Origin of the sequence: Mycobacteroides saopaulense (assembly GCF_001456355.1) — a bacterium.
GTDB classification, from domain to species: domain Bacteria; phylum Actinomycetota; class Actinomycetes; order Mycobacteriales; family Mycobacteriaceae; genus Mycobacterium; species Mycobacterium saopaulense.
The window spans coordinates 82640-95000 of record NZ_CP010271.1 but is presented as its reverse complement, the minus strand read 5'-3'; the positions used below and the strand labels follow the sequence as shown (position 1 = coordinate 95000).

Here is a 12361-nt window from a genome sequence, read left to right as displayed (position 1 = left end):
TGGACTCTAGGCGCGGACCGCCAACTCCTCATCCAGAATTTCCGGGGGATAGTCCTCGATGTCCGTCGACAAGATCCCCAGCTCATCCTGATCGTCAGCATCCGGTGCGCTGCGCCGCAACCAGCTCGCGGCACCGATCAGGAAGCACAGGAATACCAACGGATACCAGCCGCTCATCAGTTGACCCACCCAGAACGGCCGCAGGTCCAGGAAGTTCCAGTAGACCCCGCTGAAATAGATGGTGGTGTGTCCGCGCCCCGGACGGTGCAGGGTCCACATGAAGGTCATCGCGAACAGCCCGGCCGCGCGGTAGAGCCAGCCCCGTGCCCATAGGCCTTGCGTGGTCAAGGCTTTCGAGACAAGCCAGACGATCGCCGGTGCGAACCAGACCCAGTGCGCGGCCCAACTGAACGGCGACACGACGCAGCCCGTCAGGCCCACCACTACCACCGCCAGCACCCGTTCCCCCCCTGCGGTGAGCCCACACCGCGACGGCCAGTCCAGCGACAAGCACCAAGAGGCTCAACGTAATCCACAACCATTCCGGTCGCACGTGCGGGAGAAAGTAGCGGGCCAGGAAGCCGTTGATCGACTGGTTGGCCAGGTGATCGATGCGACTGATGTGTGCGGTGTCGCCCAGATGGCTCCAGAACCACGAGCTGTCGCGGGGCAGCACCGGCCAGGTGAGCGCGGCGGTCGCGGCGAAGGTCCCGGTGGCGATAGCCGAGGCACGCCACTGTCGGGTGAGCAGGAGATACGGCAGGAAGATCAGTGGGGTCAGCTTGATGCCCGCGGCAAGACCAAGCCCGATGCCCCGACCGCGGGCGGTCACGGGGCGCAGCAGGTCGAGCAGCACCATCGCCATCAGCAGGATGTTGACCTGACCCCACCACACGGTGGCCTGCACCGGCTCGATGTCGATGAGAATGACCGCGAGCGCCGCACTCACCACGGCTAGCCGGGCATCCGCACGAATGCCGGCCAGGCGCAGGATGCGCCACGCGATGAGTGCCAGCGCGGCGACGGAAAGGGTGAGCAGCACCCACTTGGCGACGCCGAACGAGGCCCACGCCAACGGCGCGAGCACCAACGTCGCGAAAGGCGGATAGACGAACCAGGCCTTGTTGAGCGCGGGGGCCTCATAGAGCCGCTTGCCGTCCCAGAGCCCACGCACCGCCGCACGGTAGGTGTCCAGGTCGTAGCCGTTCTCGGTCAGACCGAAAAACGAGGTCGGAAAGGGGACGAGGCGGTTGTGTACCACCATGGCCAGTACGGACACGACCAGAGCGCCCCCGGCGACCGCGCGTGGCAGCCGCTTTTCCCCTCCCCAGCTGTGCATCCGCCAGAGTTTACGGCGATAACGGCACTTAGGACGCGGCGCCGATCTTGGTCTCTTCCTGCCAGACCGCCGCGACGTCATTGAGGTCGAGGCGCAAGGTTGCGGCCAGCTGAACGACGGCTCCAAACGCGGGTGTGGGAAGCCGTCCGGTTTCGATCTTGCGCAGCGTCTCCGGCGAGATCCCCGAGGCACGGGCGATGTCGTCGAGCGGCCGGTCGGCGCGGGCGGCGCGTAGCAGTGCCCCGAGGCGCTTGCCTGCGGCAAGTTGCTCGACGGTAAGCGGCTGACGGACCATGCCGCCCACTTTAGTCTTGGTATTTAAATACCGATAGCCCTAAGGTGGTATTTAAATACCGAACAGGAGGTGCGTGTGATCGAGTTGAAGTCACCCACGGAGATCGCGCACATGGGTGTGACCGGCGAGTTCGTGGCATCGGTGCTATCCGAGCTCTCGACGTTGGCTGCCCCTGGCGTGAATCTGCTCGATTTGGAGCAGCGGGCCCGCGAGATGGTGTCCGAGCGTGGCGCGGTGTCCTGCTACTGGGACTACTCCCCCTCGTTCGGGCGCGGACCGTTTCGCAATGTCATCTGCCTGTCGGTCAACGACGCTGTGCTACATGGCCTTCCGCATGACTATGTGCTCGCCGACGGCGACCTGCTGAGCATGGACTTCGCGGTGAGTATCGACGGCTGGGTGGCCGACTCGGCGGTGAGCGTCATCGTCGGGACCCCGGATCCCGAGGATGTGCGGCTGATCGACACCACGCGAGCGGCGCTGGATGCTGCCATCGCGGCGGCCCGGCCGGGGAATCGGATCGGAGACATCTCGGCTGCCGTCGCCGCAGTGGCCGAGGGCGCCGGGTACCGCATCAACACAGATTTCGGCGGCCACGGCCTGGGCCGAACCATGCACGAGGACCCGCATGTGCCGAACAAGGGCACGGCCGGGCGTGGCATGAAGTTGGAGCCAGGCCTCACCTTGGCGTTGGAGCCCTGGTTCGGACGCGGGACCAATCGACTCGCGGTCGATCCGGATGGGTGGACGCTGCGGATGGCCGACGGTTCTCGTGGCGCACATTCCGAGCACACCATCGCGATCACCGAGGACGGACCGCAGGTGCTGACATCAAAAGCCTAGGCAGACCGCCAACCAGCCGCTATCCGCTACCGACTCCGAACGCACTGGTTACAGATCGATAACGATCTGTAATACCGGGCGTGTTGACACTCCGACACGCCCTACGACTGCCGCGAGCAACGCTCAGTGACTGAAGCGCAGAAGCTCTTCGGGGGTGATGAGTCGCTCGTTCTTCGCAGGGAAACTATGACTCTTCATGGGATGGCGGAGCAGTGACCAGGCAATTCGGCCAACCCATGTCTTCGTAACGGGTGTGTTGGGCACGAGAACATCTCCTGCGTCGGCAAGCTTTCAGAACCGGTCAGTAGCATAACGCAAATTCCCGCCGATCTCACGTGTCACACCGATGTCAAGCAAACATGTCGGGTAACACCGAGTGAGATTGTCCGGAGCTACCGATCCGAGCGGCTCCGGCAACTACTCGCCGAGGAGTGTCAGCGCTGCGGTGCGGCAGTCGGTTTGATCGGCGCGGGCAGCGCTGTCTCACCGGTGAGGTACGCGTCCACCGCGGCAGCGGCAGAGCGCCCCTCGGCAATCGCCCACACGATCAGTGACTGTCCACGGCCCATGTCGCCGGCCACGAATACGCCGTCGACGGAAGTCGCGTACGCGTCATCGCGCGCCACGTTGCCGCGGTCGGTGAGCTCCACGCCCAGGCTCTCGAGCAGACCCGGCTTCTCCGGGCCGACGAATCCCATTGCCAGGAAGACGATGTCGGCCTTCAGCTCGAAATCTGAGCCCTCGACCTTCTCGAACTTGCCCGCGTTGAAGACGACCTCGTGGGCGCGCAAGCCGGTCAGCTTGCCGTCCTCGCCGAGGAAACGCTCGGTGTTGACGGCATAAATCCGCTCGCCACCCTCTTCGTGCGCGGAGGCCACCCGGAACAGCGTCGGGTAGGTCGGCCAGGGGTCGCGCTCGGAACGAGTCTCCGGCGGCTTCGGCATGATCTCAAACTGCTGGATGCTGGCCGCACCCTGCCGATGGGCGGTGCCCAGGCAGTCGGCACCGGTGTCGCCGCCACCAATGATGATGACGTGCTTGCCCTTTGCCGTGATGGGCGGCTGGCCGTCCTCACCCAGGACGTCGTCGCCCAGCTGCACCTTGTTGGCCCAGGGCAGGTACTCCATGGCCTGGTAGATGCCTTCGAGCTCGCGGCCCGGAACCGGCAGATCCCGCCAAGCGGTCGCGCCGCCGGCCAGCACCACCGCGTCGAAGTTTGAACGGAGGTGATCCGCTGTTATATCAACCCCAACGTTCACGCCCGCCTCGAACACCGTGCCCTCGGCTCGCATCTGATCCAGACGCCGATCGATGTGGTGCTTCTCCATCTTGAACTCGGGGATGCCGTAGCGGAGCAGACCACCGATGCGGTCGGCCCGCTCGTAGACGGTGACGTCGTGCCCGGCACGGGTCAGCTGCTGTGCGGCGGCCAGTCCGGCGGGTCCGGAGCCCACGACCGCAACCTTCTTGCCGGTCTTCACCTCGGGCGGAATGGGTTTGACCCAGTCGTTGTCGAAGGCGTTGTCGATCAACTCGACCTCGACCTGCTTGATGGTCACCGGGTCCTGGTTGATCCCCAGCACACACGAGGCCTCACACGGAGCCGGGCAGAGCCGACCGGTGAACTCGGGGAAGTTGTTGGTGGCATGCAGGCGCTCGATGGCCTCGCGCCACTGCCCGCGGTACACCAGGTCGTTCCACTCCGGAATCAGGTTACCCAACGGACAACCCTTGTGGCAGAACGGGATTCCGCAGTCCATGCAACGTGACGCCTGCGTTTGCAGCGCCGAGTGGTCGAAGTCTTCGTAGACCTCTTTCCAGTCGAGCAGCCGCAACGGCACGGGACGCCGCTTAGGCAGCTCGCGGGTGGTGTGGGTCAGAAAGCCGCTTGGGTCACCCACGAGCAGCCGCCATGATCGCCTCGTTCACATCGCCTCCGGTCAGCTCCGCATCGGCGATGGCCTCGAGCACGCGACGGTAGTCGCGGGGCATCACCTTGACGAAGGAGTCGCTTTGGCCGCTCCAGTCGGCCAGAATGCGTTGTCCGACAGCAGAGTCGGTCGCCGCCACATGCTTCTCGATCAAGCTACGCAACACCTGTTCGTCGTCGGGATCCAACGCCTCCAGGTCCACCATCTCATCGTTGAGATTGTCCATCAGCTGCTTGTCGGGGTCGTACACGTACGCGACGCCACCCGACATGCCCGCCGCGAAGTTGCGTCCGGTCGGACCGAGCACCACCACGGTGCCACCGGTCATGTACTCGCAGCCGTGGTCACCCACGCCCTCGACGACGGCGGTGGCGCCGGAGTTACGGACCGCGAACCGCTCCCCCACCACGCCGTTGAGGAATGCCTCACCGCTGGTGGCGCCGAACAGAATCACGTTGCCGCCGATGATGTTCTTCTCGGGGACAAAGCCTTCCGGCGCCTCACGCGAGGGACGCACCGCGATGTGTCCGCCGGAGAGGCCCTTGCCCACGTAGTCGTTGGCGTCGCCGAAGAGGCGCAGCGTGATGCCGCGCGGCACAAAGGCACCGAAGCTGTTGCCCGCTGAACCGGTGAAGGTGATGTCGATCGTGTCGTCCGGAAGGCCCTCGCCGCCATAGGCTTTGGTGACCTCGTGGCCGAGCATGGTGCCGACGGTCCGGTTGACGTTGGTGATCAGCGTCTCGAACTTCACCGGGGTACCGCGATCCAGCGCCTCGCGGCTCATCACGATGAGCTGCTGGTCCAGGGCCTTCTCCAGGCCGTGGTCCTGCGAACCGCTGCAGTACAGATCCTGGTTCATGAATGCCGACTCGGGCTCGGTGAGCACCGGCGTCAGGTCGATCTTGCTGGCCTTCCAGTGCGCCACCGCGCGTTCGATGTCCAGCGCGCCGACCTGGCCCACCGCCTCGTTGACGGTGCGGAAGCCGAGCTCGGCCATGAGCTCACGCACCTCTTCGGCGATGAACAGGAAGAAGTTCTCCACGAACTCCGGCTTGCCGTTGAACCGCTGCCGCAGCACCGGGTTCTGCGTGGCCACACCCACCGGGCAGGTGTCCAGGTGGCACACCCGCATCATGATGCAGCCGGACACCACCAGGGGGGCGGTCGCGAAACCGAACTCCTCGCCGCCCAGCAGCATCGCGATCATCACGTCGCGGCCGGTCTTGAGCTGACCGTCGACCTGCACGACGATGCGGTCTCGTAGACCGTTGAGCAGCAGGGTCTGCTGCGTCTCGGCCAAGCCCAGCTCCCACGGCGCACCGGCGTGCTTCATGGAGGTAAGCGGGGTGGCACCGGTACCGCCGTCGTGCCCGGAGATGAGCACCACGTCGGCGTGCGCCTTGGAAACACCCGCGGCCACCGTGCCGACACCGTTCTCCGACACCAGCTTCACGTGCACGCGTGCCTGCGGGTTGGAGTTCTTGAGGTCGTGGATCAGCTGCGCCAGGTCCTCGATCGAGTAGATGTCGTGGTGCGGGGGAGGGGAGATGAGCCCCACGCCCGGCGTGGAGTGACGTACCTCGGCCACCCACGGATACACCTTGTGTGCAGGAAGCTGGCCTCCCTCGCCGGGCTTGGCTCCCTGAGCCATCTTGATCTGGATATCGGTGCAGTTGCTCAGGTAGTGCGAGGTGACACCGAACCGCCCGGAGGCCACCTGCTTGATGGAGCTGCGGCGCCAGTCACCGTTCTCGTCCGGGGTGAATCGGCGCGGATCTTCGCCGCCCTCACCGGAGTTCGAACGACCGCCCAAGCGGTTCATGGCGATGGCCAGCGTCTCGTGGGCCTCGGCGGAGATGGAGCCGAAGCTCATCGCACCAGTCGAGAAGCGCTTGACGATCTCACTGGCAGGCTCCACCTCGTCCAGCGGAACCGGCGGGCGTACACCGTCTTTGAACTTCAGCAGGCCGCGCAGCGAGGCCATCCGCTCGCTCTGGTCATCGACCAGAGCGGTGTACTCCTTGAACACCGAATACTGACCGGTGCGAGTGGAGTGCTGCAGCTTGAAGACGGTGTCGGGGTTGAACAGGTGGTACTCACCCTCACGCCGCCATTGGTACTCGCCACCAACCTCCAGCTCGCGGTGCGCCCATTCCCCCGGGCGCTCCAGGAAGGCCAGGTGGTGACGCGAGGCCACGTCCGCAGCGATCTCGTCCAGACCGATACCGCCGGTGGGGCATGCCAATCCGGCGAAGTACTCGTCGAGCAGCTCCTGCGAGAGGCCGATGGCCTGGAACAGCTGGGCGCCGGTGTAGGAGGCCAGCGTGGAGATGCCCATCTTGGACATCACCTTGAGCACACCCTTGCCCGCGGCCTTGATGTAGTTGCGGATCGCCTTGTCGCGCTCCACGCCGGTGATCATGCCGCGGTCGATGAGGTCCTCGATGGACTCGAAGGCCATGTAGGGGTTGACGGCGGCGGCGCCGAAGCCCACCAGCACCGCGATGTGGTGCACCTCGCGGGCGTCGCCCGCCTCGACCACCAGGCCGACCTTGGTGCGCGACCGCTCACGCACCAGGTGATGGTGCACTGCAGAAACCGCCAAAAGTGAAGGGATGGGAGCCATCTGGTCATCCGACTCACGGTCGGACAGGATGAGCACCTGAGCACCGTCGGCAATGGCCGCGGACGCCTCGGCACGCACCGATTCCAGCGCGGTCCGCAGACCCGCGCCGCCCTCCGCGACGGGGTACAGGCAACGGATCACCCGGCTGGAGAAGCCATGCGCACGACCGTTGACCTCGTCACTGGGATCGAGGTGGATCAGCTTGTCCAACTCGTCGTTGTGTAGCACCGGTTGCGGCAGCAGGATCTGGTGGCACGACTCGGGAGTCGGGTTCAGCAGGTCGCCCTCCGGGCCGATCACACCGCCCAGGCTGGTGACCACCTCTTCACGGATGGCGTCCAGCGGGGGGTTGGTGACCTGAGCGAAAAGCTGCTGGAAGTAGTCGAACAACATGCGCGAACGGTTGGACAGCACCGCAATCGGGGTATCGGTGCCCATCGATCCGAGTGCCTCCGCACCCGTGCGCGCCATCGGCGCCACCAGAAGGTTGAGCTCCTCATAGGTGTATCCGAAAGTCTGCTGGCGCAACACGATCCGGTTGTGCGGCATGTGCTGGTGCGGGCGATCGGGCAGCTGCTCCAGCCGCACCAGACCCTCGTCGAGCCACTGCTGGTACGGCTCGGCCGCGGCAAGCTCGGCCTTGACCTCTTCGTCGGAGACGATGCGGCCCTGAGTGGTGTCCACCAGGAACATGCGGCCGGGCTGCAGGCGGGTGCGCTGCACAACGGTGGACGGATCCAGGTCCAGCACGCCAGCCTCGGAAGCCATCACCACGAGTCCGTCGCTGGTCACCCAAACCCGGGACGGCCGTAGGCCGTTGCGGTCGAGCACCGCGCCGACGATGGTGCCGTCGGTGAAGCAGACCGACGCCGGTCCATCCCAGGGTTCCATGAGGGACGCGTGGAATTCGTAGAAGGAACGCAGTTCGGCGCTCATGCTTTCGTGCCGTTCCCACGCCTCGGGAATCATCATCAGCACCGCGTGGTGCAAGGGGCGGCCACCCAGGTGCAGCAGTTCCAGTGCCTCGTCGAACCGCGCCGTGTCCGAGGCACCGCGCGTACAGATCGGGAAGATCTTGTCCAGCTGGGCCGGATCGCCGAAGGCATCGGTCTTGATGAGCGCCTCACGGGCCCGCATCCAGTTCTCATTGCCTGCGACGGTGTTGATCTCGCCGTTGTGCGCCACCCGGCGGTAGGGATGTGCCAGCGGCCAGGACGGGAAGGTGTTGGTGGAGAAGCGCGAGTGCACGATGCCCAGTGCGCTCTCGACCCGCTCGTCCTGCAGATCCAGGTAGAACGCCCGCAACTGCGGGGTGGTCAGCATGCCCTTGTAGACGAAGGTGCGACCGGAAAGACTTGGGAAGTACACGGTTTCCTCGCCGAGGCTGCCCCGGCCGGATCCCTGATTTCCCAGCTCGTGCTCGATGCGCTTGCGCACCACATAGACGCGCCGCTCCAAGTCGATACCGGAGGCGCCGGAGATGAACAGCTGACGGAAGGTGGGCATGGCATCGCGGGCGAGGGCGCCCAGCGAAGAGTCGTCGTGCGGAACCTCGCGCCAGCCAAGGACCGTCAAACCCTCTGCCTCGACGATCTTCTCGACGGCTTCGCACGCGGCGGCGGCGTCCTTGGATCCCTGCGGCAGGAACGCGATACCGGAGGCGTAGCTGCCCTCGGCGGGCAGCTCGAAGCTTCCGTTTTCGGCCAGGACGGCACGGAAGAACTTGTCCGGGATCTGCAGCATGATGCCGGCGCCGTCGCCGCTATTCGGCTCGGCTCCCGCCGCACCACGGTGCTCCAGGTTCAGCAGTGCTGTGATGGCCTTGTCCACGATGTCGCGGCTGCGCCGGCCGTGCATATCCACGACCATGGCGACACCGCACGAATCGTGCTCGTAGGCCGGGTTGTAGAGCCCGGTCGCGGGGTGTGTCATGGCTGCTCGTCTCGTCTCCAGGGTTTCCCCAGGCGCATCGGCTGAATGCGCCCGTCAATACCCTCCTCGAAGGTGCCTCACAGACCTTCACCAGGGGTGGTGACGAAGGCCCGTTGGCCCTTGTCCGTAGCGTCCTTCTCGGCCGTCTGCTGGGTGTGCTCGCGGTGACGATGAGGCACCCACCGGACACCGTTGACCAGCGGATCTCGTGCCCCGACGCGACAAGTAACCAAAACGATATGTCAGGAACCCCGGTGCACGCCAACTCGGGTGGTTAGATGGCGCGACACCTCGCGGCATCATGCTTTCCATGCGTTCTTCATAGCAAGGTCAACGCATGTTTCCTCGGTAAATGCCCGTGATACCCGTATTGAACGTCACGTCTTTTTCTGCCTGCTCGCGGTGATTTACAATCTCCTCCATCACGTAAGCGCAGCGGTGCGCAGGATTCGGAGGATGCATGACATCCGGCAGTGCCCAGCGCAACAGCCTGGTGGTGGTGACCGGCGGCGGTAGCGGTATCGGCCGCGAGACCGCACTGGCCTTCGCCCGCCAGGGAGCGCGTGTCGTCGTCGCCGACATCAACGTCGACACCGCCAACGAAACCGTCGGGCTCATCGAGAAGCTCGGCGGATCCGCGCACCCCTACGCCCTGGATGTATCCGACGAATCCGCCGTGACCGCATTCGCCGAGGCGGTGTGCGCCGACCACGGTGTGCCGGACGTCTTGATCAACAACGCCGGTATCGGCCAGGGTGGGCGATTCTTCGACACACCCTCCGCCGACTTCCAGCGCGTGCTCAACATCAATTTGGGCGGAGTCGTCTACGGCTGCCGCGCGTTCGGGCCGCGCATGGCCGAGCGCAAGAGCGGCCACATCGTCAATATCTCCAGCGCCGCCGCATACACCCCGATTCCCGAGATGGGCGCCTATGCCACCAGCAAGGCTGCCGTGTTCATGTTCTCCGACGTGCTGCGCGGCGAGCTGGCGCGCGACAAGGTCAAGGTGAGCACCATCTGCCCGGGCATCGTCAACACCAACATCATTCGCACCACCCAGTTTTCGGGTCTCTCACCGGAAGACGAGGCCAAACGGCAGCAGCAGGGCGCCGGGCTCTACGCCAAGCGCGGATACGGTCCGGAAAAGGTGGCCAAGGAAATCGTCAATGCCGTGGCCAAGGGCAAGTCGATCGTCCCGGTTACCCCGGAAGCACATGTGCAGTACCACTTCAGCCGTCTGGCCCCGGCGCTGAACCGGTTCTTCTGGGGCCTCAGTGACAAGATCAGTCGGTAGCGAGTAAGGAGACAGACATATGGCGCGCAACACAACTGGGGCCACTGGCCTGCAGGTCGTACCCACCGAGCCGGGCGAGGTCGTGCTGCGGCCGCGCAATGTCCAGTTCGACACCAGCCATACCCCGCTGCACTGGATTCCCAACGAGCCCATCGTGTCGCACTTCATCTCGGCCTTCAATCTCCTGCTGCCGGAGGGGGAGCGGGCCTTTGTCGACACCTTCACCCGCGCCCTGCCCTACGTGAAGGACGACAAGATCCGTGAGGCGATGATCGGCTTCATGGGTCAGGAGGCCGTGCACGCCGAGACCCACAACAAGGTCCTCGGGGACTTCCTGGAGAAGAACGGCCTCGACGTGCGGCCCGCGCTGACCCAGATCGAATACGTCACCCACATGCTGGAGCGGACCAACGAACTGCGCAGCGAAAAGCTGCGCTACCGGGTGATGGTGGAAAAGCTGGCGCTCATCGCCGGCATCGAGCACTTCACCGCCGTACTCGGCGACTGGGTGCTGAACCACCCCTTCGAGAAGTTCAACGCCGACCCGGAGATGGTGGACCTGTTCCGCTGGCATGGTGCCGAAGAGGTCGAGCACCGCAGCGTCGCCTACGACGTGGCCCGGTACTTCCAGATTCGTCGCGGGCACATGATGCTGACCTTCGTGCTGGCCACCGTGCTGCTGGTCGGTGTGATGCTGCGCTACACCAAGTTCCTGGTGCGACAGGACCCGTCGCTGCCCAACTACGGGGTGTTCGGCGTGCTGCGCCAGATGAACAAGGCCATGAAGCGCGGCGCGTTCCTGAAGTGGCGTGAGCTGGCCAAGTCGGCGCTGGAGTTCATGCGCCCGGGCTTCTCACCCGACCAGGTGGGCAGCACGGCACAGGCGGTGGCGTACCTGAGCACGTCACCCGCCGCGAAGGCCGCGGCCGGCTACTGATGTTCGATCGCTTTCGCCGCACGCCGCGGCCCACACCCCAGCGCAAGCGGCCCTCGCTGCCGCCGACGCTGTACGGCACCCTGCCGGTGTCGCCCACGATCGCACTCGGCAGCGTGCTGTTCCCGATTGCGGTCCGGGCCATCGGCGCCCTGTTGATTCTCAAGAAGCCGCCGGAGAACCACGTCGACCGGACGCTGCAGTTGGTGGTCAAGGACCGCTGGATCGAGGCCAAGGATCAGGACGTCGCGAGCCTGGTGCTGGCCGCTCCCGACGGAGAGCGCCTTCCGCCGTGGCATCCCGGCGCGCACCTGGATCTGCTGCTGCCGTCGGGCCGGATGCGTCAGTACTCACTGTGCGGCGACGTCTCCGACCCGTACCACTACCGCATCGCCGTGCGTCGCATCCCCGAGGGCGGCGGTGGCTCCATCGAGGTGCATGACGCGCTGCAGATCGGTGCCACGGTATCGATCCTGGGGCCGCGCAACGCCTTCCCGCTCGCCATGACCCAGCCCGGACCGCGCAAGCTGCACTTCGTGGCCGGCGGCATCGGCATCACACCGATCCTGTCCATGATCGCCTTCGCCGAGCAGCTGGGTAAGCCATGGACCATGGTGTACACCGGCCGTAACCGCGATTCACTGCCGTTCCTCAACGAGCTCAAGCGCTTTGGCGATCGGGTCATCATCCGGACCGACGATCAGTTCGGTCTGCCCACCGCCGACGACCTGCTGCCCGACGTCGGTGAGAACGACGCCGTGTACTGCTGCGGCCCTGCCCCGATGCTGGCGGTCCTGCAGCGACGTCTCCTCGAAATGCCCTCCGTGGAACTCCATTTCGAGCGCTTTGCCGCCGCCCCGGTCGTGGACGGTCACCCCTTCGAAGTGCAGCTGGGTCCTGGCGGACCGGTGTTGGAGGTACCGGCCGATCGCACGGCGCTGGATGTCATCAAGCAGCGGCTGCCGCACGTGGCCTATTCGTGCCAGCAGGGTTTCTGCGGGACCTGCAAGGTCAACGTACTGGCGGGCACTGCCGATCACCGCGACCAGATTCTCACCGAATCGCAGCGCGAAGAGGGGCAGATCTTGACCTGTGTCTCGCGCGGCGAGGGGCGCCTGGTTTTGGACCTGCCCGCCGAGTAGCGATCCCCGGCCCAAACCGCGGTTG

General features: G+C 65.3%; 7 protein-coding genes and 1 pseudogene. 4 read left to right on the top strand and 4 right to left on the bottom strand.

Going from position 1 to position 12361, the window contains the following annotated elements:
• Positions 1-6: 6 nt before the first annotated feature.
• Both MYCSP_RS00480 and MYCSP_RS00475 read right to left on the bottom strand, forming a co-directional pair.
• Positions 7-1339 (bottom strand): annotated as a pseudogene (locus tag MYCSP_RS00480) (glycosyltransferase 87 family protein).
• Between the two features lie 28 nt (positions 1340-1367).
• The gene (locus MYCSP_RS00475) at positions 1368-1634 is read right to left on the bottom strand and encodes a helix-turn-helix domain-containing protein (RefSeq protein WP_083018671.1); all 267 of its coding nucleotides are present in this window, start codon (positions 1632-1634) and stop codon (positions 1368-1370) included.
• 75 nt (positions 1635-1709) lie between these two features.
• Here MYCSP_RS00475 and map point away from each other — a divergent pair, with 75 nt between their 5' ends.
• Positions 1710-2477 carry a type I methionyl aminopeptidase gene (gene map / locus MYCSP_RS00470; protein WP_088415324.1) on the top strand — a complete coding sequence of 256 codons (768 nt, stop codon included), beginning with the start codon at positions 1710-1712 and terminating at the stop codon, positions 2475-2477.
• Positions 2478-2911: 434 nt separating this feature from the next.
• Here map and MYCSP_RS00465 read toward each other — a convergent pair whose 3' ends face one another.
• Both MYCSP_RS00465 and gltB read right to left on the bottom strand, forming a co-directional pair.
• Complete coding sequence (locus MYCSP_RS00465; RefSeq protein WP_070912095.1) at positions 2912-4378, bottom strand: glutamate synthase subunit beta; 1467 nt, start codon at positions 4376-4378, stop codon at positions 2912-2914.
• Positions 4371-8966 carry a glutamate synthase large subunit gene (gene gltB, locus MYCSP_RS00460; RefSeq protein ID WP_083018666.1) on the bottom strand — a complete coding sequence of 1532 codons (4596 nt, stop codon included), beginning with the start codon at positions 8964-8966 and terminating at the stop codon, positions 4371-4373. Before gltB ends, MYCSP_RS00465 begins: the two co-directional genes overlap by 8 nt.
• A 460-nt stretch (positions 8967-9426) precedes the next feature.
• Between gltB and MYCSP_RS00450 the strand changes: the two genes are divergently transcribed.
• From MYCSP_RS00450 to MYCSP_RS00440, 3 genes are read left to right on the top strand one after another with little or no spacing between them, the layout of a single operon-like run.
• Entirely contained in the window at positions 9427-10260 is an 834-nt protein-coding gene (locus MYCSP_RS00450; RefSeq protein WP_083018662.1) for an SDR family NAD(P)-dependent oxidoreductase, read from the top strand.
• A 19-nt stretch (positions 10261-10279) separates the two neighbouring features.
• Positions 10280-11197 (top strand): metal-dependent hydrolase, encoded by a 918-nt coding sequence (locus MYCSP_RS00445; protein WP_070912092.1) that lies wholly within the window; start codon positions 10280-10282, stop codon positions 11195-11197.
• Positions 11197-12336 (top strand): PDR/VanB family oxidoreductase, encoded by a 1140-nt coding sequence (locus MYCSP_RS00440; RefSeq protein WP_088412998.1) that lies wholly within the window; start codon positions 11197-11199, stop codon positions 12334-12336. Before MYCSP_RS00445 ends, MYCSP_RS00440 begins: the two co-directional genes overlap by 1 nt.
• Positions 12337-12361: the final 25 nt, after the last annotated feature.

Excerpts from the sequence above, each read along its gene's own strand:
- MYCSP_RS00475 (WP_083018671.1), bottom strand. The coding sequence starts at position 1,634 with ATGGTCCGTCAGCCGCTTACCGTCGAGCAACTTGCCGCAGGCAAGCGC.
- gltB (WP_083018666.1), bottom strand. The coding sequence starts at position 8,966 with ATGACACACCCCGCGACCGGGCTCTACAACCCGGCCTACGAGCACGAT.
- MYCSP_RS00450 (WP_083018662.1), top strand. The coding sequence starts at position 9,427 with ATGACATCCGGCAGTGCCCAGCGCAACAGCCTGGTGGTGGTGACCGGC.
- MYCSP_RS00445 (WP_070912092.1), top strand. The coding sequence starts at position 10,280 with ATGGCGCGCAACACAACTGGGGCCACTGGCCTGCAGGTCGTACCCACC.
- MYCSP_RS00440 (WP_088412998.1), top strand. The coding sequence starts at position 11,197 with ATGTTCGATCGCTTTCGCCGCACGCCGCGGCCCACACCCCAGCGCAAG.